A 22,374-nucleotide genomic window follows, 5' to 3' on the forward strand; every position below is an offset into this window, starting at 1 on the left:
TATGAAGATTAGATGCAAGACCCCAGGCTGTGGGCATACGGAAGAAACCAATCTTGAGCTGTTCATTAAAATTCTCGGCGGGGCACTGCCGATGGGTGGGTTCCAAGCGTGGAGATACTATCTTTTCGCCGGTACCGGATTTGCTCTCACGATTGTGACTGTGATCATTACTGGTGGTATCGCTCTTCTTGTGTTTAAAGACGAGATTGTCACATGGATCGTCAACCGTGGATACAAATGCCCTTGCTGTGAGTCCGTTGACTGGGAGGCTTGATTCCAGGCGGGGCAGTCAACGGTGCGTGGCTCGGGCTGAAGCGAATAGCTTCGTATCCGGCCTTGCAAAGATGCTGTCATTTCTTAGAAAGTTGAAGCCATCGAGAGTCTATGGTTGCTTTCTGAGATCTTCCACTTCGACCTGCAGCAGTTTGGATTCTTTAAGTAGCTTATCCATCATGGCGAAGCAACTCAGTCTGTAGCCATGTATTTCTTCATCTGTGAATAGCTGTTTACCGTTCAGATTCCAAGTTTTCCGGTTGTTATTTGTTGCTATCGTGCATCTCTCTACCTCGCTCGACCAGAATTTTATTTCTTCAAACTTTGCTGCAGCTTGTATGCTCAGGATCTGAGCTTTTGCTAGCGCCTCTTGATGTTTGGCACTGTCTTCCAGAGCGATCTTCGTTGCTGATAGTTCTTCTTTTTGGCTCAAATATGCTTTTATTAAAAAATACAGCGCAATAAGCGAAGTTGGCGGGTTGATTAAGCCGCCAAAGTAATCGCCAATGGTGCCCCAGTCACCTGGAAACTTAGAGAATGGATAGTCGTGCAAATTAAATATATAAACTCCAGCCACTGAAACGATGTAGAAAACTATAGCGCCCCACATCCATTTTTCATTCCACTTCATTGTTGTGTCCCCAATTTAGTCAAGGCAAGCGTTATAGTCGAATTTTAGTTAGTTCGAAACTGTAATTTATGACAGTTCACTCCGTTCGGGGGTGATGAGCGGCTTTGATTCATGGCAGCAACAACTGATCTGATACGCTGAATCAGGCCGCTCCCTGAACTGAGCTAGTCACGGAAGCTCTTCAAGTTGGGCCTGTGCTTTTCCCAGATAGACGTGACCGCCCATGGGTATGTCGTATCTTGGAGGGCTGAGCCACTGTTGTGTCACGCCTGTGGATTTGAGTAGTTCTTCCAGATCAACATCCGCGCTTTTGAGCTTTTCCAAATCCAATTCGAAAAAACTCACGACCGCTTGCCAGGCTGGCCAGGGTGTCGTGGCAAGCAGATAGTAGTCGGTAGCTGTCGGAGGAAGGCTCAACCTGGCCATCTCCGCTAAAATCCAGATTGCGCGTCGCAGCAGGTAATGCCATCTGGATTCAAGATGCAACTCGAGCTGCTGAGAAACTAGAGGGAATCGTGCCTTTCGTTGGGTGGGGGACATAAGCACACCCCGCCTACCTCGACATGCCGTAATGAATCGGCGAGCCGTGTGATGTGCGTTGCCAACGGTTCCAGCGCATCTCTTTACGAATTTCGTAACCCAAAGGCCTCGTGACAATCTTTATTGTTTGCAATGGAACCGGTTTTTTGGAGGTTTTTGAGTTTTGTGACAAACTTTATTTTTATGGAGCTAGCTTTGTAATTACCTACGGCCCCCGGAATACGCGGGGCACTGTGACAATCTTTATTGTTTCATCACAATGTGAAGTGAAGCTAAGAAATAAAGTCTGTCGCTGGCGCCTCCGAACCCTATGGTCGAGTAGCCGGTGACGCTTTTTCCAGGCCACTGTGCTCGGGACGCACTACAAGGTTTTGACGAGCGAATAGTCTTAACTGCCGATTGATAGCGGAACATCGCAATCTTTCGCTGTCAGCTCAGACCACTGTCGGCAGATCCTCACCGAACCACACGACACCCAGGTCGGAGTTTGCAGTTTCAGCTTGGGCAGTGTGGCCGCTCGATTCTGCGCTGGCGGTAACAGAGTGAGGTATTTCTCGGCCGTCATAGCTCTATTGTGCTTGCGCTGGGTACATTTGCTGGTTTTATTGAAAATCATTTTTTAACCAATAGCTTACATGTCCCCGACAGACTTTATTCCGTGGGATCAGACCTGCGAGATCCAAAACTGCCGCAGGCTTATCAAAAAATCAGCCCTCACCTGCATTAAATAATCCCCCCGCCCTCTCTGTTCTGATTGATACAAACCCCAATCGCCAGTTCTGGAACCAGACTGATCCCGCTGACCACTCATCAAAAATACGTGGCTGCCGGTTAAGTGCCCTGTACAAGGCATCCACATCGACGAACAAATGCCGTCGCCAGATTATTCCAAGTCAGGGTAAGTTTGTTGTCCCTACAAAAGAGTTGTTGAAAAGGAGTTTTCATGAAAGGTTCTGCGACGCTGGGTCTTTTGGTCGCCGCGCTGTTTTCCTCCGTCTCCCAAGCCGCTGACGTCAAGTCATGCAGCGATCTGGCGGGGCGGTGGGAGACAGCAGCGGGCGGTCAGCATGTCGTGATGGACATATCCCCATCAGCAGAGGCGTGCGGGACTGACTGTGTGACGCTGGAGTTAAAGTACAACCTTGATAAGACGCGCGTTAACAAAGCCTACTGTCACGAAGGGGTTGAGGGCGTCAAAGGGCAGGGGCCAATGGTGATCTCGTTTGAGGGTGCCTACGGTGGGCATTCCATAGGGACATACAATCGAAAACTGAACGTGCTGTGGGCCGGCGTCATACCGAAAGACAGCAAAGGGAACTGGGAAACAAAAATGGACAATTACTGGTTCAAGCGAGTGGGCAACTAAGCATCCGGCTGTTTATCAAGTGTGTCCGGAGCAGCCTCAACCCCGCTTCATCATGAAAATGAAAAACATCCCGCCCAACAATGCGGTCGCGATACCTATAGGCAAGTCCTCAGGCGCGATCAGCGTGCGGGAGACGACGTCCACCCAGATCATCAGTAACCCGCCCAGCAGGGTGGCGACGGGCAACAGTCTTCGGTGCTCCGAACCCACCAGACGTCTGGCGATGTGCGGCACCATCAGGCCGACAAAACCTATGGAGCCGCACAGGGCGACCAGTACGCCAGTCATCAGTGAAGCGATCAGGAATACCAGCAGGCGCAAGTTGCGCACTTGCAGGCCGAGGCTTGTGGCGGTTTGATCGCCGCCCATCAAGGCGTTCAGGGAGCGACCCAGCCCTTGCAACAGCACCCAGCCGGACAGGACCGTGATCAATGGCACGGTCAGCAGTTCCCAGCGCGCCAGCCCCAGCCCGCCGAGCATCCAGAACAGCACTGAGGAGCTGGCGCGGTGGTCGCCCAGAAACAACGACAGGTTGGCGATCGCCATCATCACGAAGGACACGGCTACTCCGCCGAGCAGCAGACGCTGGCTGTCTAGGCGGCCTTTATGGCTGGCCAGCCACAGCACCAGGCACAGGCTGACCAGCGAGCCGACAAATGCAGCCAGTGGCAACGTCAGCATGCCGAACACTTCCCCTACGTGCATGACCACGATCACCGCGCCGAGCGTCGCGCCGGAGGTTGCTCCCAGCAAATGCGGGTCGGCGAGAGGGTTGCGGGTTGCTGCTTGCAGGACGCTGCCGATCAGCGCCAGCCCTGCACCTGCCAGCACGCCCAGTAACACACGTGGTGTGCGTATCAGCCAGACGATGGTTTCCTGTCCCGCTGTCCAGAGCTGGGGGTTTTCGTTAATGCCGAACAGTTTGAACATCAGGATACCCATCACCCGGTTCAACGGCACAGACGCTGCGCCGAAGGTGATGCACACCACGCAGGACGTCAGCAGCAATAGTGTCAGGGCGATCAGTAAACCGGTGTAACGGCTTGGGCGCTCTGTCAGCCACTGCGCCAAGGTCATCGCTTCACGTCGTGAAATGCTGCTGCAAGTGTTTCGATGGCCGTGACGTTGTCGAGCCCGGGCGTCACTGCTACGTAAGGCAGTACCACATAGCGTCGGTTGCGGATCGCGTCGATGGACTGCAGGGCCGGGTTGCTTTCGAGGAAGTGCTGTTTCTGCGCAGCGCTGACTTCGCCATAGTCGACGATCACGATCACCTCGGGATTGCTTTGCACCACCGACTCCCAGTTGACGTGGGTCCAGCTGGCGTCCACGTCGCCCATCACATTGTGCCCGCCAGCGGCGCTGATCAGTGCCTGGGGGATAGCCAGGCGGCCGGCGGTCATGGGCCGGTCTTCGCCGCTGTCATACAGAAAAACCCTGGGCTGCGATTTGCCTGCAACGCTTGCCTCGACGTCACTCACGCTGCGGCGCATTTGTGCGACCAGCGTTTCTGCACGGTTTTGCACGTCGAATATCCGGCCCAGATTAAGCAGGTCGTTATAGACATCCTCCAGCGTCGCCTCGGCGCGCGGCATTATCTGCGCGCAGGACTCGGTCAGCTCGTAGGCTTTGATGCCCAAGGGTGCCAGGCTCTGCGGCGTGACGTCGCCGCCCACCCGCATGCCATAGTTCCAGCCGGCAAAATAGAAGTCGGCGTTGGCGTTGAGCAGTGTTTCCAGAGACGGGTATTTGCTGGCCAACTCGGGCAGTTTGCCAAGATCGCGCAACAGAGCCTGATCAGGTTTGTTCCAGCCGGTGATGCCGCTGTAGCCCACCATGTTTGATTGCAAACCCAGCGCGACCATCATTTTGGTGAGGTTCACATCGTTGCTGACCGCACGCTGCGGCGCACCCGTGAACGTTACCGAGCGGTCGCAGCTTTGCACGGTGACGGGGTAGGCAGTGGGGTCGGCTTGCGCCATCGGGCTGCACAGCAATGTGAGCAAAGTCAGCCGGGCGAACAGGGCATTCATCTCAGGGGATCCAGGTAATGCGCGGGTAGTCGCGCAAAGGATGATTGTCGACCAGCGCCTTGGCGCCGAAGACGTTGAGCAGCATTTCCGGGGTCAGCACTTCCCGAGGTGTGCCTTGGGCGATGAGCCGGCCGTGATGAATGACACACAGACGATCACAGAATGCTGCCGCCAGGTTCAGGTCGTGAATGCTGGCCAGCGTCGCGACGCCAAGCTGTTTGACTATCCCCAGCAGTTCCAGCTGATGACGCGGGTCCAGGTGGTTGGTCGGCTCGTCCAGCACCATCAGCCTGGGTTCTTGCACCAGTGCCCGCGCCAGCAGGCAGCGCTGCTTCTCACCACCGGACAGCGTGTCGAAGCGGTGCTGTTCATAGCCTGCCAGGCCCACGGCAGTCAGGGCTTTTTGCACAATGGCGCGGTCGTGCGCACTGTCAGGGGCGAAGAAACCCTGATGCGGCGCGCGACCCATGCTCGTGACGTCCAGCAGCGTCAGGCCGAATGCGTCGGGAAATTCCTGGGCAACCACTGCAACGTGCCGGGCGCACCAGCGTGGGCTGCGCGACCAGATATCGTGAGCGCTGATGGCGACCTTGCCGCTGTGCGGACGACTGAAGCGGAACGCGCAACGCAGCAGGCTGGTCTTGCCGCTGCCATTGGGACCGATCAGGCCGACGAACTCGCCAGTGTCGATCTGCAGGTCGATATCCTTCAGGGCGAAGTGCTCGTGCGCACAGACTGACGCCTGTTCCGGGGCCCACGCGAGGCGCTCTATCGCAAGCATCAGAAACTCAGGTCCGCAGTCACGTACAGCGAGCGAGGCTCACCGAGAATCCATTGCTGGCCGCCGTTGTACTGGCTCGCTGCGTATTGGCGATCAAACAGGTTGCGCGCCTGTAAGCCGAGCGTGGTATTGCGCAGAGCTTTCCAGGACAGGCTTGCATCGGCGACGGTGTAGGCGGGCAGTTTGCTGGTGTTGGCGATATCAGCGTACCGGCTGTCGACATAGCGCAGCCCGCCGCCGATCTGCACAGAACTGCCGAGCTGCTTGTCGAGCCACAGGTTGGCCGTGCGCTTTGGCACATCGACGGGCGTGTTGCCGTCGCGCGATACAGCTACGCCCGATACGCTCTGGTCAAATTGGTCATAGTGGGCGCGAACGAAGGCTGCGTTGGCGGTCAGCGCCCAATCCTGCGGCAGTTGCAGTTTCAGGCTCGCCTCAAGCCCGTCGGAAGACTGCTGGCCTACCTGCTGGGTGAGGTCAGGATTACCGGCATCGGTGGTGAGCAGCTTCTTCTTGACGATATGGTAGGCCGCCAGCGTCCACTCCAGACGCTGATCCCAGAGCATTTGCTTGAAGCCCAGCTCCGATTGCCTGGCGGTCGCCAGGTCGAATTGTTGCTGCGTGGGGTTGAGCGAGACAAGGCTGCCCACGCCATCTGTGCTGGTCGAATATTGAGCGTAGGCGGAGCTGTCCGGCGTCAGCGCGTAAACCAGGCCAACCTTCCAGTTGTTGCCGATCAGGTCTTTTTCAGTGCGGCTGTCATCACGCAGGTTGTTGCGTTCGATATCCACGTAGTCACGCCGCACGCCGGTTATAACCGAGAGTTGGTCGCTCAGTTGCGTACGGTTTTCGCCGAACACGGACAGTTGTCGGGTCGTGCTTTTGAAAAGCTCCGAATAAGGTGAAGCACTCTGAAACCGACCCGCTGCGGGGTTCTCGATATCGACCGGGTCGCCCGCCGGGTTTACATCGTCGTAGGGCGAATTGTTGGTCAGCTTGAAGCGGATGCGGTTGACATCCATGCCCAGCACACTCTGGCTGTCCAGCCCGGCGAGGCTGTGTTTGAAGGTAAACGTCTGGCGATCGCCGGCCTGTTCCTGATTGTGCTTGATGCTGAAATAGCCGCTGCGCGACAGTTGCTGAGTGGCGGCGTCCCAGTTGTAATTTTCGGCGTTCTGCCAGCGTCGGTGCGAGGTCAGGTAGTAAAGCTCGTTGGATGAGGCCACCTGATCGGAGATCTGCCAGTCGGTGGTCAACCGGGTCCATTGATCGTCGTAATGCTGCTTGTCGTTCTCGATATTGTAGTTCTTGTCGCGCAGGCCTTCGTGGTAGCGGCCGTTGATCATCGGCACGCCGAAGTAGTTCATGGGCCGCTGATTGCCACCGTCATGGGCGAGGGTGAACGACAGGTCTTCGCTGGCCTGCCAGTGCAGAGCGCCACTGACGAACGTGCTTTGCGAGTCGCCGTTATCGATCCAGCCGTTGCTGTGCAGCTGATTCAGGTTCAGGCGATAGCTCAGTTGATCGGTCAACGAGCCGCCGCTGTCGAGCGCTGTCTGCCGGCTATCGTAAGAGCCGTAGCCAAGGCGCAGGTGGTTCTCGATATCGCCTTCGAAGGGTTTCTTGGGGATCACATTGATCACCGCGCCCGTCGCACCTTCGCCATACAGCACAGAGGCCGGGCCGCGTAACACATCAATGCGGTCGATTGCCCAGGTGTCAACGGGCATGGTGACGGTACCCATCGCGCTGTACATGCGGCTGCCGTCATACAGTTGCATCACCGACCCCTGGCCTGTGAAACCACGCGCAGACAGAGCAGTGCCTCCGTCGCCGGGTGTACCGACAGCCGTGATGCCGGGGCTGCGTGCCACGGCTTGCTGCACGTTGGCGTCACCGCGACTGCGCACTTCGTCCCCATCGAGCGAACTGGTGCTCGCCGGAGTCTGCAACGCCGTCAGCGGCAGGCGAGAGCCAGTGCTGCTGACGGAGTCGAGATGTTCTGCGTCTTGCGACCGGGCTGTGGCTTTTATCGAGGACGGAGCAAGCTCGACCTGTTCTGAAGCATTTGCATAACCCACACTGCTGGTCAGCAGACAGAACGTTGTGACTAGACGACGGGAGCGGAAAAGGGGGCTGATCATGGAGTTGAGGATCGCTTCGGAAGGCTGCGTTTGATAACCTGCAAGTGTTATAACATAACATTTTAGAGTCGGCATACACGCTTCTCGATCAGCCCAGCAGGCGTCAGGATTCTCTGTTCAGTCACCTGCCTTGCTCTGTCGGCACTGCGCTCAGTAGATCGCCCAGCAGCCTGGCGTCAGCAGCTCAAGCAGATTCTCATCGGGGTCGCGGAAATAAATGCTCGAGCCGCCTCTGGGCCACTCGGTGCGGCCTTCGATGGCTACTTCGGCCCGAGCAAGTCTGTCAGTCCAGGGTTGCATCTGGTCGGCATCGATGGCGAAGCACACATGGATGCGTCCCTGCGCATCATGAGGGGGAATTTCGCCGCCGCTGAGGTGTTGCGTCTCTAGTGATGCCCCGCGTTTGAACAGCAAAAGCGTGCTCGAACCTCCGACGTTGAAAGCCACCAGTGTAGGGCTTTCAAACATGATCTCCAGTTCAAGGGTGTCGGAGTAAAAGCTTCTGGCTGCGACAAGGTCGTCTACGTAGAGCGCGGTCTCGATGATCCTGTTGAGTCGTGGCATGCGTCGTCATCCTTTTCGTACTTGCGATAAATCAGCCTGATCAACAAGGGGCGTCGATCAAGGGCTTATGGCAAGTCTTGCAGAGACGCAGACAGGCTGGCCAATTCCGATTTTCTGAATGCGCGATCCAAGCGATCTATCGACAGATAACGGCAGCCAGCTTCTTGCCCTTTTTCACGCGCGGCGAGTCACTATCAGTTCGACCGCCGCAATACGGTCTACGTCCTCGTATCCGTCTTCCAGCAGTTCTTCGCCGAACACATCCGGATCAAGTTCTCGATAGGTCCAAGCCAACGCAGAGTGACTGATATCGCCTCGCACCGACTCCAGAAACGGATCATGTTCGCCCACCATTGCTACGCCGGTGTACAGCACCAGCGAGCCGCCAGGTGTCAGCCGATCCAGTGACTCGCGCACGATGCGCACCGACAGGTCTGCCCCCAGTGCATCACCGCCGTGGCGATAGGCCCGGCGTTTGGCGTCTTTCATGTAAGGCGGGTTGGCGACTATCAGGTCGAACGTACCGGTGACGCCCGAAAGGATATCGCTCTGGCAGCACTCAACATTTTCCAGCCCGGCCAACGCGGCATTGGTCTGGGCAAAGTGCAGCGCTTTGGGATTAATGTCGACGGCAAATACCTGCGCGTCGGGGCGTGCAACGGCGATCAGCAAACCTCCGGCACCGGTGCCACAGCCGATGTCTACAGCGCGGCTGATCACCTGCGATGTGTCTTGCAGGTGACGATTGATGGATTGAGCAAAACGGTAGGTATCAGGGCCGAAGAATACCGAGTCCTCATCCGACGTCGGGAAAGCCGAATGCATCAACAGCAGATCATCCAGGCTTGAAAACCTCACCCGGCTCTTCAAACCGCCGTCGCTGCGTTCAAGCACACCGGCCTCCAGCAGGCCTTGCGCTTCCTCGGCAGGCAGCATTGACTCCGGGATCTGACGGCTCCAGCCGAACACATCTCGCAATGACGCAGCAGTGCGATTTTCCGGGCGCTGATTCACACGCTCGTGGGTCAACGGAGTGGGCGTGATGAAGTGGTAGCCGTTGGTCTTCAGGCGTTCTGCCAGAGCGATCAATGCATTACGGTCAGGCAGCGGGTGGCTCATGCGTGTGCTCCAGTCATTCGTTCCGTCATGCTGCTGACAAACAGGCGCGTGGCGTGCAGTCCGGCGGCCGTTGCATGACGCGCTGGCGACATGCTTTCGATCAGGGTAGACATCTTTTCAGTGGCCGACGCTGACTCCAGCTTCATGTGCAATTCGCGTACATCCGGATCGGTTTCCTGAGCAGTGATTGCCAGCGCCGGCGCTGGTTGAGCGCCGGTTTGAACGTTGCGAAAGCGCGAACGAAATGCCTCGGGCAACCGCTTGCCGGTCGATGGCTGGGCGCTGCCGTCCGGCAGCCAATCGCCAGCAATCCAGTCATGCACCAGCTGTTTTTCGTAGCCGTTGAACACGCCGAACATCGGCGCACCAGCGCCTTCGAACAACTTCCAGAAACGGCTGTGAATAGGGTCTTCGTGACGCTTGATCCAGCCCCGGTTCTCCAGCACAGCAAGAAACTCCGGAATCTGATCCGGCTCGGCCAGCCACTCATTGACTGTTTTTCCATCCAGACGGCAGTAGTCGGAATGCATATGCTGACCGAACGTGCGCTTGCGCTCGAGCATGGCCACAACTTCCTGCTCGAGATCGAACGACTGAATGACCTCGCGGGAGCCCATGCCCAGCTCGTTCAAGCGATAACCATTGGCGACACGTCGATAAAACTCGTCGCGCTCCTGACCTACCGGCATCAACTCGAGGACGCTCTGCGCCGCTTTGCGGGCATGCCCGGTACTGGCGTTATCGATGGTGACGTGCAGAGTAAAGTAATAAGGATCGATCCCCAGCTCGTTCAGCTCGAACGAGGTAATCAACAAATGCAGCGGCAGTTGTTCATAGCCCAAATTGTAGCCAATGACTTCAGGAAGGTACTGATCACTCAACTGGCCCAGCGAAAGCTGGATGGCCGCTTGCAGGTACGCTTCATCCGGCAGCGGGGCGCTAGTGTCGCAATCGAGATCGGCCAGCAGTTTGCGATACAGCGACACGTGGTTCTGCGCCTGCTCACCATCCCCCAGCTCTTCCAGGTACGTGCGAATCAGGCCGTGAAACCGGTAGTCCGCCCAGTGTGGCAACAGCCCGTACAACCAGGACCCATCCACTAGCTTGACCGGCGCAACGTGCTGAATGAAATACATCGCTTGCGACTTGTTCTTGAAAAAACGCCGTGGCTCACCATTACGGCGCTGTTCCAGATAGCGCGCATATTGATCTGCAACGACGCCAACGTTGTGCTCCATCCACTGCTCCAGTACTTCCGGTTGCGTCGGAAGATCACTGTTTTCTCGCTCTGCGCGGGCAAGGCAGTGGTTCAGAAAGGTGACCGCATCATGTTGATGTTCTGGAGCTCGATCATTCATCCATGAGTGGTAGATGGTTTTTGAACGGGCTTCTTCAACGACGGTTTTGACGACGGCTGTGCCGTTCATCACTTGAAGAGACGTCATGAAAATCGTACCTCGGCAGTTGAAAATCACATAGACGCGGTCACGCAGGACTTTCTGTTTTCTATAAAGCGTAGAGAAGGGAGTGTACAGACAGCCAGAAATTCAGCGCATTTTGCAGAGGACCGATAGGTGGCCCTCCAGGCATACGGCGTTATGCCAAGAAGGCAAATATCGGGATGGAAATCGGAATTCAGGTTGTATGGACAGGGCGCTGAGTAGCGCTCGGCAAGCATGGCAAGAAGGAATGAAAAAACTCGGAACGCAGGTTTTTGAGGCAGGTCCGAATCTGTATGCCGTCGATAACGACAGCATGTTTACTCCACAAAAGCTTGCCAAAAAGGATGACCGAAAATGACCAACTATTTTCGTATGAGCGCCATTGCCGCTGTACTTACGCTGGGTTCCCAGATGGCCGTTGCTGCCCAGGACCCTGATGACTTTGTAGAAGACGCGTCTGCCAAAGGCATCGCGGAAGTTCAGGTAGGCAAATTGGCCCAGGATGAAAAAGGCGTAGCTGCGGACGTAAAAGAGTTTGCTCAGCAGATGGTCAAAGATCACACGGCTGCCAATGAGAAACTGGACGCGATTGCCAAGAAAAAGTCGATCGAAGTGTCGACTGACCCTATGTTGATGGACAAGGCCAAAGCGATGATTCTGGAAATGCGCGGAAAGTCGTTTGATCAAGCCTATGCGAACAACCAGGTTGTTGCGCACGAAGAAGCCATCAAGCTGTACAAAGAAGAAGCCGAGAATGGCAAGGACGCAGAGTTGAAAGCCTTCGCCAAAGAAACTCTTCCTACCCTGGAAAAGCATCTGGATCACGCCAAAAAGCTGGCTGCTGCGCACGGCGGCAGCGCTGCCAAGCAATAATGTGACTGGATGTAAATTCAGATAGACCGCCTGGCCTGAACTGTTTTGCTCAGGTCAGGCGGTTACATATACGTTCACTACTTATCTGCTTGAAACTATTTACTTGAAGTGGCTGCCTGATTGCCGCCCTGTTCGGCGATAGCCGTCAGCTTCTCGTCAGCGCCTTTCTCTTCGGCCAATGTGGCACTGAGCAGTTTCACTGCCTCTTTCATCCCCAAGTGCTTGGCCATTGCGATGAGCGTGCCGTAACTGGCGATCTCGTAATGCTCGACCTTCTGGCAAGCGCCGATCAATCCTGCGTCCAGAACTTCGCCTTTTTCGATCTCGTCCAGCAGCTCCTTGCTCTCTTCGATCAAGCCTTCCATTGCCACGCATTTCATGCGCTTGAGTTTCAGGCCTTCGGCTTCCACCAACTGATCGATTCGCTCGATCTGCCCATTGGTCTCTTCCAGGTGAGCCTTGAATGCTTCGGCCAACAGCGGATTAGTGGATGCACGAGCCAGCCGCGGGAGAGCCTTGGTGATTTGCTTCTCAGCGCTGTACACGTCAGAAAGTTCGTGAATAAACAGGTCTTTTATCGTAGTACGAGCCATGCAGATGATCCTTTTTTGCACATGAAGTTATCCACAAGCGAGGCTAAAAGTCAGCCTCGCTTGTGGGGTTGCAACAGGTTGAAAAGTGCAGCTGAAGACGGGTTGATCAGCGTCTGGGCAGGTTGTTGTCCAGCAACGTTCCGACGCCGAAGACTTTGGCAGCCATGACCACCTGAAACCCCCTGCGTGCCAGAAGCGCCTGTGCCTCAAAGGCACGAAGCCCATTCACGAATACCGCATCTGTCAGTGCATTCCCGAGTTCGCCATCAGGCGAAAAGTGCTTGCTGGAGCGTGTTTGCTTCATGATCCTTTCTCCTGATCGCGGTATCAGAGCTCTCTTTTATAAGTCAGCTTCTTTAAGAAGCAGTCCTCAAAGATCTTTGCCCTGAACAAAGCCCGACCCAAGGTCAGCACCGGTAATAGGGTTGGAGGTCGGGTCGGACATGGTCCGTTCCTTCATCATTTCCAGAACCTCTGCGTCTTTGGCATCCAGGGTTACAGAGGCAGAACCATCACCACCGTCGACCGCTGGCTGAGGCGACTCGACGAACTCCCACTCGCCGCCCTGATTCCAGGGGCCACGTACATTCGGCTCACCGGACATGTTGAAGTACTTGTTGGTGAATTCCGGCATACCCGGCAGTTTGCCTTGTGGGAAGTTAGGCTGAATGGCGTGCAGGGCTTTTTCGAATGACAACTGGTGAGCGATCTCACGGGTCATCAGGAAGCCCAGTGCTTCTTTTACGCCTGGGTCATCGGTGACGTTCATCAAGCGCTCGTAAACGATCTTGGCGCGTGCTTCGGCGGCGACGTTGGAGCGGAAGTCGGCAGTCGGCTCACCAATGGTGTCGATGTAAGCAGCGGTCCACGGCACACCGGCCGAGTTGGTCAAAGGCGCACCGGCACCGTACAACAGGCTGGTGATGTGTGAGTCATTGCCATTGCCGTTGATAGCGCGGTACAGCTCACCTTCTTCTTCGATGCCTTCAGCCAGTTGGCCTTTGGCACCTTTGTTCAGCATGACGATAATCGAGCCTACGATTTCGAGGTGGCTGAGTTCCTCGGTAGCGATGCTCATCAACAGGTCTTTACGGCCTGGATCATCTTCGCTCAGCCCTTGTGTGAAGTAGCGTCCCGCAGCTGCCAATTCACCTTGTGCGCCGCCGAACTGCTCCAGTAGCAGATTGGCGAGTCCAGGGTTAGGGCGTGCTACACGAACGGTATATTGAAGTCGTTTGTTATGAATGAACATGTCGTTTCCTCAGGCTTTGTTTCTTGGGAAGCGTTAACCCATGTGAATGGGCCGATTCAACGCAGTCATTGGTTATGAAAAGAGAGGCCTGTAAACGTTGCTCATAACTTTCAATTCATGGGATGAACGGTGTCAAATAACGAGTTCAATAGAATTTAGTTATCTTGGTTGTCCTACAGGATCGACGCGTAAGTCACTGAACACCGGGCGCAGCGGGGCGCTCAGCGAAGGGGGCTCGACGGGTGAAATATTTCAAAAAGAGTGCTTATAAGAAAAGACTATTAGTTGATTAAAGTCTTCGTCCGGGTCTTGCCCAAGCTCTTTAAGGTGGCTACATGCTATCACTTACATGATGGTGTTAATATTTTGAATTTTTCGAAAACGCCGCGATCTGTTTTTCGAGTCGACAAAGCAGGAGCTGCACAATGGCTGAAAAACACTACCGTATTGATTACCTGCTGCATGGCAGTTACAAAACGTTCTATGTAAGAGCAGGTGTCATGGACAACAGAGAAGCCTGGCATTGGGCATCAGTGGATGCGGGATTCGGTGCGATTCCCAAATACCGTTCTGATCCAGTACCAAAGCTGAGCAAACCCCAGGCTGAAAAGCTCGGGCTTTCAAATGTGGAGTGGGCCCAGGCGTGAAGCGCCTCAGGTTCACTACAGCATGATGCACACCGTCGTGCGGCACGATGCCGCATGACGGCGTGCAGCCACGTCAGTCATTGATCGACTTGAAACGTTTTATTTATGCATTTTTGATCTGAAAACACTCTTTTTGATCAGTATCTACGAATGATACGCAGGTGCTTGACCTCCTTTTGTCCCCCTTCCGTTTTTATCCTGTTCACGTTTGACGCTGCTTCGCCGATAGCCCGGTATCAGATGACGGTCATCATTGAACTTCCTATGGAGGCTTAGCTCTGAAGTGATATCACATTGCCTTCATCTGGGTGGGCGTCCCTACTCAGCGTGGTTAAACATGGCTTTTGGCATCTGTCGAGATACGAAGAAAGGAGTTCTTTTAGCCGTATCAGGCCTCCCTATCTAAAAGAGAACAACATGAACATTCTGTCGCCGGGCATCTACCTCACCAATCGCTTGCGCTTCCCTGCCAAATTCGCCGTTCTGGCCATCATCATCGCCATACCGTTAATCGTCCTCGGGCTGCGCGTTTTCGACAGCCTGAACACCAGCATCGACTCTATTTCGCAAGAACGCACCGGCCGTGAATATCTGCAGGTCGTGACACCCATCCTGCGACTTTCAATGCTGCAGCGAGCGCACACTAACCGTCTGCTCTCTGGTGATGCCTCTGCCGCGCAGGACCTGAGCACCAACCGGACACAACTCGACGCCGCCTTCAACAACCTCGCTGATGTGGATGCTCGCCAAGGCGCCGCGCTAGAAACAGAGAGTCGCGTGCAGCGTCTTCGTGACGGCGCTCGATCTCTGATGGATAGCGTCAAGCCGGGCGCAGCCCCGGACGAGCTGTTCGCGCAGTGGAATGATCAACTGGCCCAGACGCTGAACTTTATCTACTACGTTTCGGCCACGTCGGGCCTGGTGTTGGACGAAGATTACGCATCGTTGTTCTTGATCGATCTGAGCACCATCCGTATGCCCCGAGAAATCAACGTCGCCGGGCAGATCCGCGGGCTTACTGCAGGGCTGAGTACCGGCCAGGGCCTGAGCCCGACAATGCGTGGTTCGCTTGAGGGCCTGTTGAAGAACGAACTGCAATTTCGTGGTGAGCTGGAGCAAAGTATCCGGCTGCTGAAGCGTCGCGCTCCAGAACTTGCCAGCCATGTCGGTGAGTCCATCGCGGTTGCCACTACCACGATGGACAGTTTTCGCAGCGATTTGCAGGCTTATGTAAAGGGCACAAATTTCTCAGCAGAGCAGGGCCTGGCACTGAGTGCGCGCGGCAACGTCGCAGTGTCGGGCCTCTATAAAGCTCAGGACGATATTCAGATTGCGCTGAAAAATGAATTGGACTCGCGTTACGACGCATTGCTGTTGCAGCGCGAAGTCGTGATCGGCATGTGCGTAGTGATGGGGCTGCTGTTGTTCTACGCGTTCCTCAGCATCTACCGCGCTCTGCGTCTGGCCATCGACAGCCTGCTGGGTGTCACCCGCCGCTTGGCCGACGGTGATCTGAGCGCTCGCGTTCAGGTGGTCAGCAAGGACGAAGTCGCTGATATCGGTAATGGTCTCAACCTGATGGCAGAGGCGTTCGCCAGCTCCATCTCGCACATGGATCGTACGTCGTATGAACTGTCCGATGTGGCCGCACGATTGGGTACTTCAATCGGCCTGGCCAAGCAGTCGATGAACGCCCAGCAGGCCGAAACCGAGCAGGTGGCCACAGCGATCAACGAGATGACCGCAAGCGTTGCCGATGTGGCGCAGAACACCGAAGGTGCAGCGCTGGCTGCGGACGAGGCGAACACAGCCTCGCGGAACGGCCTGCGCATCATGCATCAGGCCCACTCGACCATCCAGGCGCTGGCCGGAGAGGTTGAAGTCAGTGCTCAGAAGGTTCAAGCGCTGGCCCTGCACAGCCAGTCGATTGGCGGCGTCATCCAGGTCATCAGCACCATTGCTGACCAGACCAACCTGTTGGCGCTCAACGCTGCCATCGAAGCAGCGCGTGCCGGTGAGCAGGGGCGCGGCTTTGCGGTCGTCGCCGATGAGGTTCGCACGCTGGCATCGCGCACTCAGGCATCCACCGAAGAAATCCGCACCATCATTCAGCAATTGCAGGGTGCAACCGACGCTGCTGTTCAGCAGATGCAGGCCGGCCAACACAAGGCTCAGGCGTGCATCAGCGCTGCCAGCGAAGCCTCCGGCAGCCTGTCGAGCATCAGTCAGGGCGTCGAGCGGATCGTCGAGATGAACACGCAGATCGCCAGCGCCGCCGTGCAGCAGCATGCTGTTTCCGAGGACATAAACCGTAACGTTATGGAGATCCGTAACAGCTCCGGGACGTTGATGATGGGTATCGATAACAACGCCGTGACTGCCGAAGAGCTGGCACGTGTGGCGCACGACATGCGCAATGTGGTTGCGCGCTTCAAGCTGAATGCCTGATATGACTGGGGGGCTCACAGCCCCCCTGTCTTCACCTGAATCAACGGCCTAACGTTGATTCTTTTTTTTGATCAAGTTTTGCTTGTCTGCGGCCGATAGCTCTGGCGCGCGGGTTTGCTGTCCATAAAAACAAATCTTCAGCTCCTTCAGTGCGCATAAAAAAGCATATTCAGGAGATGTTATGAACAGCAGATTTGCCAATATCAGCGTCAACATGAAGTTGGCCTTGGGCTTTGGGACCGTTCTTTTTTTTACTGCCGTCCTCGCTTTCGTCGGCTGGACCAGCCTCGACAAACTCATCTACCGCACCGACAGAATCGGTGACATCACTCAACTTGGGGATAACCTGACCTCGTTGCGGGTCGCGCGTCTGCAATACATGCTCACCGATGGCGATGAAACCGCCGCCCAGAACATGCAAAACAAACTGGACGTTTTCAAGACGCAACAACAATCGCTTCTGAAAAGATTCAGCAACCCGCTCAACCTCAAACCTCTGGGCGAGCTGGCTGATGTCACACGCGATTACGAAGCCTCGCTCACCCGCATGCGTGCGGCTTATCAGGCCGGTTCCAAGGTTCGGACCGAGATGGCAGTCAATGCGGCAGCTGCAGCGCAGACGATTGAATCGCTGAACACCGCCGTGATACAGACGGACCCTTCGGAGCCGACGCGTTTCGATCAGATCCTGTTGGTTAATACGGCCCGGCAGGACCTGCTTCTGGTGGGTAACGAAGTTCGCAGCTATACCGTGAAACCGGATGAGAAGTTTGAGAAAGCGGTCTTCCAGCAACTGGATACTGCGATCGGCCACCTGGACGCACTCAAATCCACTTTTGACGCGACCAATCGCGAGCAGATAGTACGGCTGGAAACGGCCCTGCGCAGTTATCGCGGCTCGGTCGAAGCGTTCAAGGTGACGACCCAGACAGCCGGCGCGGTCCGTAAAGACCTGACCGCTCAAGGCGCGGCCATCGTCCAGCTTGGCGAGCAGCTGTATGGCATTCAGATGCAGCTTGCCAAGGAGGATGCCGCACGAGCGCGGAACCTGCAGCTGGGCTGCGTATTGCTGGTTATGCTGCTGGGCATTCTCGCTGCTGTCGTGATCACGCGTCAGATCACCCGTCCGTTGCGCGATACGCTGGCAATTGTCGAGCGCATTGCTTCCGGCGACCTGACACACACCGACGCCATCACCCGACGCGATGAGCTGGGCGTGTTGCAACAGGGCATTCAGCGCATGGGCACCACCCTGCGCGAGCTGATTTCCGGTATTCGCGATGGCGTCACGCAGATTGCCAGCGCGGCCGAGGAACTGTCGGCGGTCACCGAGCAGGCCAGCGCCGGGGTCAATAGCCAGAAGGTGGAAACCGATCAGGTCGCCACAGCAATGCAAGAGATGTCCGCGACCGTCCATGAAGTGGCACGCAATGCCGAGCAGGCTTCCGTAGCCGCCTCTGATGCCGACAGGCAGGCTCGCGAGGGTGACAGGGTGGTCGGCGAAGCCATTGACCAGATCGAACGACTGGCCGCTGAAGTGGCTCGTTCATCTGATGCCATGAATGTCCTGGAGCAGGAAAGCGACAAGATCGGCAAGGTCATGGACGTGATCAAGGCGGTTGCCGAGCAGACCAACCTGCTCGCGCTCAATGCGGCTATCGAGGCTGCGCGTGCCGGTGAGGCGGGTCGTGGTTTTGCTGTAGTTGCCGATGAAGTTCGCGGTCTTGCTCAGCGTACCCAGCAGTCTACCGAGGAGATCGAAGGCCTGGTCGCTGCCCTGCAGAACGGCACCCGCCAGGTGTCGGGCATCATGCTGGGCAGCCGCACGTTGACCGACAGCAGTGTCGAGCTGACCCGCAAGGCTGGTACTTCACTGGAAAGCATCACCAGGACCGTGTCGAGCATTCAGGCGATGAACCAGCAGATCGCGGCGGCGGCCGAGCAGCAAAGCTCGGTTGCAGACGAAATCAGCCGCAGCATCGTCAACGTACGCGACGTATCCGAACAGACAGCAGAAGCCAGCGAAGAAACAGCCGCGTCCAGCGTTGAACTGGCCCGCCTGGGTGGCCAGTTGCAGATGATGGTCAGCCACTTCCGCGTTTGATCCAGCCACCGCGAAGCTGCAGAACGCATTTCGTGACGCTCTGCGCCGCACCTCTGACCCGAGGTCGGACGCGGAGCGTCCAGAAATGCATACCCACGCGGAGCATGGGCACGATGGTGTTCCAAGTGGGGGACGATAGTGTTCTTCCAGTCGCCTATCGTTCCCGCGCTCCAGCGTGGTAACGCATTTCGTGACGCTCCGCGCCACACCTCTGCGCCACGCCGCTGACTCAAGGTCTGATTATCAGCACAGGCATGAACACACTTATTAGATAACTATACGTTCGTATATATAACGCATACAGACGGATCAACATGACCTACTTTTGCAGGTTTTAACAGTTGTTCGAAACTCTATAAGCTTGTCCTCATTATCCGGCAACCACTATTGCCCTTTATTTGTAATCGCTGAGAGCCCGTCTGCTTATAAAGCTGGCCGGGCCGTGCCTGTGCAGCCGATTCGAGGTGAGCTATGCATTCAATATTTGAATTCGGTAAAAGCCTGCGAGCGCCCCGTTTTATCAAACACGGTGCGCGTAATACGTATTGGGCCGATGGTGTCTGTCTGGTCCTGCTGGCGGTGTTTGTCGGGCTGTTGCTGTATGGCGCAGGCCAGATGCTGCAGCCAATTGACGTACTGACTTCAAGCCCGGTAAGCCTCGACCCCGCGCGGTTGCCTGAGTATGCCTGGCGTACCACTTTGCGCATGTTTATCGCGCTGGCGGCTTCGTTGGTTTTTACCTTTGTGGTGGCCACGCTGGCGGCAAAGAGTCGCAAGGCTGAACAGGTGATTATTCCGGCGCTGGATATTCTTCAGTCGGTTCCGGTACTGGGGTTTCTGACGTTTACCGTCACGTTTTTCATGGGCCTGTTTCCCGGTCGGCAACTGGGCGTCGAGTGCGCCGCCATCTTCGCCATTTTTACCAGCCAGGCGTGGAATATTGCATTCAGTTTCTATCAGTCGTTGCGCACCGTACCGAGTGACCTGAGCGAAGTCAGCCGCCAGTTCGGCCTGTCGCCCGTGCTTCGTTTTACCCGGCTGGAGCTGCCGTTCGCCATTCCCGGGCTGGTCTGGAACATGATGATGTCGATGTCCGGAGGCTGGTTTTTCGTGGTGGCCTGCGAGGCGATTTCGGTGGGCGATACCACCGTCAATCTGCCGGGCATCGGTTCGTGGCTGGCGTTGGCCATTGAGCAGAAGAACCTCATGGCCATTGCCTGGGCAGTGGGCGCAATGGCGCTGGTGATCCTCGCCTACGACCAATTGCTGTTTCGTCCGATTGTCGCCTGGGCGGACAAATTCCGCTTTGAGCAGACGGCGTCGTCGAAGCGTCCGCGCTCCTGGATGTACAGCCTGCTGCGTCGCTCTCGTCTGGCGCCCATGCTCGGCGCGCTGCTGGCCGCCCCGTGGAAGGGCCTGATGCTGATCGACTGGCGCGTGCTGTCGAACGTCTGGAAGGTCAGGCCCACGCCCGCCGTGTCGCGGTTGATCGATTATCTGTGGCTGGGGCTGGTCATGGCCGGTTGCCTGGCCGGTGGTACGTACCTGTTCCGGTTCATCGAGGCCTCGCTGGGCCTGAGCGACATGGCCACGGCGTTTGGTCTGGGCCTGGCGACCATGTTGCGGGTGATTGTGTTGATCATCATCGCCAGCCTGATCTGGGTGCCGATCGGGGTGTGGATTGGTCTGCGTCCAGTGTGGGCCGAGCGGTTGCAGCCAGTTGCGCAATTCATGGCGGCGTTTCCGGCCAACGTCCTGTTCCCGTTTGCAGTGATCGCGATTGCCGGCTTGCACCTGAATCCGGACATCTGGCTCTCGCCGCTGATGGTCCTCGGTACCCAGTGGTACATCCTGTTCAACGTGATCGCCGGGGCCAGTGCCTTGCCGACCGATCTGCGTGAGGCGGCCAGCATGTTCAACATGCGCGGCTGGCAGTGGTGGCGCCGTGTGGCCCTGCCGGGCGTGTTCCCCTACTACGTCACTGGGGCGTTGACCGCTTCGGGCGGTTCGTGGAACGCCAGCATTGTCGCCGAAGCGGTGTCATGGGGCGATCAGCATCTGCAGGCGGCAGGGCTGGGTTCGTACATCGCCAACGCGACACAGGCGGGGGATTTTCCGCGCGTCGCACTGGGCATCGTCGTGATGTCGGTCTTCGTGATTGCTTTCAACCGGTTGTTGTGGCGCCCGCTGTACGGGTTTGCCGAGCGACGTCTGAGTCTTGTGTGACCTTGGGTCATCTTGTTTAAGGGAGGGCGCCATCATGATGGCTGTCGAAACGCGTTGCCTGGTTGATGTTCAGAAAGTCCGACACGTGTACGGCACAGGCAGCAAAGAGCGCCTGGTGCTGGAAGACGTAACACTGCAACTTAACGAGAACGAAATCGTCGGTCTGCTGGGCCGGTCGGGCTCTGGCAAGTCCACGCTGCTGCGCTCCATTGCCGGGCTGGTGGTGCCGACCGAGGGCGAAGTCAACTTCCCTCGCCGGGCGCAAGGGCGGGCTATGTCAGTGGGCATGGTGTTCCAGAGTTTCGCTCTGTTTCCTTGGCTGACCGTGCTGGAAAACGTCGAAGTCGGGCTTGAAGCGCAGCGTGTGCCCGCGGCTGTCCGGCGCAAGCGCGCGCTGGCAGCTATCGACCTGATCGGCCTGGACGGATTCGAGAGCGCCTACCCCAAGGAGCTTTCCGGGGGCATGCGCCAGCGAGTGGGCATGGCACGGGCGCTGGTGATCGACCCTGACGTGCTGCTGATGGACGAGCCTTTTTCCGCGCTCGACGTGCTAACCGCCGAGACCCTGCGCACCGATCTGCTGGACATGTGGAGCGAAGGGCGCATGCCCATCAAGTCGATCCTGATGGTGACGCACAACATTGCCGAGGCTGTGCTGATGTGTGACCGCATCCTGCTGTTCTCCTCCAATCCGGGGCGAGTCATCAGCGAGATCAAGGTCGACCTGCCGCAGCCGCGCAATCGCCAGGACCCGATCTTCCGGGCGCTGGTCGAAGAAATCTATGTACTGATGACGCAGGACAACGACGCAAGCGAAATCCGTCAGGGTGTATTCCCCGGCACTGGTCTGGGTATGGTCTTGCCACAGGTCTCGACTAATGCGCTGGCGGGTCTGATTGAAGCGATCCATGCGCCGCCTTACAGCCTCAAGGCTGACCTGCCGGAGCTGGCCAGCGCGCTGCATTACAACGCCGACGAATTGTTTCCGATTGCCGAGGTGCTGCAACTGTTGCGCTTTGCCGAGCTGAAAGGCGGAGACATCCGTCTGTTGCCTGCGGCGAATCGCTACGCACTGGCCGACGTGGATGAACGCAAGCAACTGTTCGCTCAGCATTTGCTGAGTTTCGTGCCACTGGTGGCGCACATTCGACGGGTGCTGGATGATCGCCCTACGCACACGGCACCCGCGCGGCGTTTTCGCGATCAGCTGGAAGATTTCATGTCTGAAAGCGATGCCATGCAGACCCTGAACGCGGTGACTCAATGGGGCCGTTACGCCGAGCTTTTTGCCTACGACGAACTGGCCGATCAGTTCAGTCTGGATAACCCGTCGTGAGG

Annotated in this window: 19 protein-coding genes and 2 pseudogenes; 9 read left to right on the top strand and 12 right to left on the bottom strand. The window is 56.8% G+C overall.

Annotated features, from left to right (window positions below):
- Nucleotides 1-382 precede the first annotated feature (382 nt).
- Complete coding sequence (locus I9H09_RS00315; protein ID WP_147473313.1) at nucleotides 383-904, bottom strand: hypothetical protein; 522 nt, start codon at nucleotides 902-904, stop codon at nucleotides 383-385.
- A gap of 168 nt (nucleotides 905-1,072) precedes the next feature.
- Nucleotides 1,073-1,444, bottom strand: coding sequence for a hypothetical protein (locus I9H09_RS00320; protein WP_236502463.1), 372 nt, complete (start codon nucleotides 1,442-1,444; stop codon nucleotides 1,073-1,075).
- Nucleotides 1,445-2,387: 943 nt separating this feature from the next.
- Here I9H09_RS00320 and I9H09_RS00325 point away from each other — a divergent pair.
- Nucleotides 2,388-2,810: a hypothetical protein gene (locus tag I9H09_RS00325; protein WP_122349867.1), complete on the top strand. Its 423-nt coding sequence runs from the start codon at nucleotides 2,388-2,390 to the stop codon at nucleotides 2,808-2,810.
- Between the two features lie 36 nt (nucleotides 2,811-2,846).
- Here I9H09_RS00325 and I9H09_RS00330 read toward each other — a convergent pair whose 3' ends face one another.
- From I9H09_RS00330 to I9H09_RS00360, 7 genes are all read right to left on the bottom strand, one after another.
- Nucleotides 2,847-3,887: a FecCD family ABC transporter permease gene (locus tag I9H09_RS00330; RefSeq protein WP_122346804.1), complete on the bottom strand. Its 1,041-nt coding sequence runs from the start codon at nucleotides 3,885-3,887 to the stop codon at nucleotides 2,847-2,849.
- Complete coding sequence (locus I9H09_RS00335; RefSeq protein WP_122312991.1) at nucleotides 3,884-4,843, bottom strand: ABC transporter substrate-binding protein; 960 nt, start codon at nucleotides 4,841-4,843, stop codon at nucleotides 3,884-3,886. The genes I9H09_RS00330 and I9H09_RS00335 overlap by 4 nt, the downstream gene beginning before the upstream one ends.
- Before the next feature lies 1 nt (nucleotide 4,844).
- Nucleotides 4,845-5,624: an ABC transporter ATP-binding protein gene (locus I9H09_RS00340; protein ID WP_053931731.1), complete on the bottom strand. Its 780-nt coding sequence runs from the start codon at nucleotides 5,622-5,624 to the stop codon at nucleotides 4,845-4,847.
- Nucleotides 5,624-7,768, bottom strand: a complete 2,145-nt coding sequence (locus I9H09_RS00345; RefSeq protein WP_235662924.1) for a TonB-dependent receptor — start codon at nucleotides 7,766-7,768, stop codon at nucleotides 5,624-5,626. The genes I9H09_RS00340 and I9H09_RS00345 overlap by 1 nt, the downstream gene beginning before the upstream one ends.
- Before the next feature lie 150 nt (nucleotides 7,769-7,918).
- On the bottom strand, nucleotides 7,919-8,332 hold the full coding sequence (locus I9H09_RS00350) for a VOC family protein (RefSeq protein WP_005894940.1): 414 nt from the start codon (nucleotides 8,330-8,332) through the stop codon (nucleotides 7,919-7,921).
- 174 nt (nucleotides 8,333-8,506) lie between these two features.
- Entirely contained in the window at nucleotides 8,507-9,451 is a 945-nt protein-coding gene (locus I9H09_RS00355) for a methyltransferase (RefSeq protein WP_122346806.1), read from the bottom strand.
- Nucleotides 9,448-10,896 (bottom strand): iron-containing redox enzyme family protein, encoded by a 1,449-nt coding sequence (locus I9H09_RS00360; RefSeq protein WP_122367254.1) that lies wholly within the window; start codon nucleotides 10,894-10,896, stop codon nucleotides 9,448-9,450. The genes I9H09_RS00355 and I9H09_RS00360 overlap by 4 nt, the downstream gene beginning before the upstream one ends.
- Before the next feature lie 351 nt (nucleotides 10,897-11,247).
- On the opposite strand from I9H09_RS00360, the gene I9H09_RS00365 reads away from it, so the two are divergent.
- Nucleotides 11,248-11,766 carry a DUF4142 domain-containing protein gene (locus tag I9H09_RS00365; protein ID WP_122325414.1) on the top strand — a complete coding sequence of 173 codons (519 nt, stop codon included), beginning with the start codon at nucleotides 11,248-11,250 and terminating at the stop codon, nucleotides 11,764-11,766.
- Nucleotides 11,767-11,861: 95 nt separating this feature from the next.
- Here the strand turns inward: I9H09_RS00365 and I9H09_RS00370 are convergent, their stop codons facing one another.
- From I9H09_RS00370 to I9H09_RS00380, 3 genes are all read right to left on the bottom strand, one after another.
- Nucleotides 11,862-12,359, bottom strand: a complete 498-nt coding sequence (locus I9H09_RS00370) for a YciE/YciF ferroxidase family protein (RefSeq protein ID WP_005894948.1) — start codon at nucleotides 12,357-12,359, stop codon at nucleotides 11,862-11,864.
- Nucleotides 12,360-12,465: 106 nt separating this feature from the next.
- The gene (locus I9H09_RS00375) at nucleotides 12,466-12,663 is read right to left on the bottom strand and encodes a hypothetical protein (RefSeq protein ID WP_005894950.1); all 198 of its coding nucleotides are present in this window, start codon (nucleotides 12,661-12,663) and stop codon (nucleotides 12,466-12,468) included.
- A gap of 66 nt (nucleotides 12,664-12,729) precedes the next feature.
- Nucleotides 12,730-13,611 (bottom strand): manganese catalase family protein, encoded by an 882-nt coding sequence (locus tag I9H09_RS00380; protein ID WP_005894953.1) that lies wholly within the window; start codon nucleotides 13,609-13,611, stop codon nucleotides 12,730-12,732.
- A gap of 425 nt (nucleotides 13,612-14,036) precedes the next feature.
- On the opposite strand from I9H09_RS00380, the gene I9H09_RS00385 reads away from it, so the two are divergent.
- The 7 genes and pseudogenes from I9H09_RS00385 (at nucleotide 14,037) to I9H09_RS00405 (ending at nucleotide 22,372) form a co-directional block, all read left to right on the top strand.
- Entirely contained in the window at nucleotides 14,037-14,258 is a 222-nt protein-coding gene (locus I9H09_RS00385) for a DUF6555 family protein (protein WP_005894955.1), read from the top strand.
- A gap of 1,410 nt (nucleotides 14,259-15,668) precedes the next feature.
- Nucleotides 15,669-15,836: pseudogene (locus I9H09_RS27005) on the top strand (HAMP domain-containing protein); the annotation flags it as partial.
- A 108-nt stretch (nucleotides 15,837-15,944) separates the two neighbouring features.
- Nucleotides 15,945-16,706: a methyl-accepting chemotaxis protein gene (locus I9H09_RS27010; protein ID WP_413038544.1), complete on the top strand. Its 762-nt coding sequence runs from the start codon at nucleotides 15,945-15,947 to the stop codon at nucleotides 16,704-16,706.
- Between the two features lie 214 nt (nucleotides 16,707-16,920).
- Nucleotides 16,921-17,907: pseudogene (locus I9H09_RS27015) on the top strand (methyl-accepting chemotaxis protein); the annotation flags it as partial.
- A 198-nt stretch (nucleotides 17,908-18,105) separates the two neighbouring features.
- Nucleotides 18,106-18,810 carry a methyl-accepting chemotaxis protein gene (locus tag I9H09_RS27020; protein WP_413038545.1) on the top strand — a complete coding sequence of 235 codons (705 nt, stop codon included), beginning with the start codon at nucleotides 18,106-18,108 and terminating at the stop codon, nucleotides 18,808-18,810.
- 471 nt (nucleotides 18,811-19,281) lie between these two features.
- Nucleotides 19,282-21,036, top strand: a complete 1,755-nt coding sequence (locus I9H09_RS00400) for an ABC transporter permease (RefSeq protein WP_005894963.1) — start codon at nucleotides 19,282-19,284, stop codon at nucleotides 21,034-21,036.
- Between the two features lie 31 nt (nucleotides 21,037-21,067).
- Nucleotides 21,068-22,372 carry an ABC transporter ATP-binding protein gene (locus I9H09_RS00405; RefSeq protein WP_024669553.1) on the top strand — a complete coding sequence of 435 codons (1,305 nt, stop codon included), beginning with the start codon at nucleotides 21,068-21,070 and terminating at the stop codon, nucleotides 22,370-22,372.
- Nucleotides 22,373-22,374 lie beyond the last annotated feature (2 nt).

The organism is Pseudomonas tremae, from assembly GCF_023278125.1.
GTDB lineage: Bacteria > Pseudomonadota > Gammaproteobacteria > Pseudomonadales > Pseudomonadaceae > Aquipseudomonas > Aquipseudomonas tremae.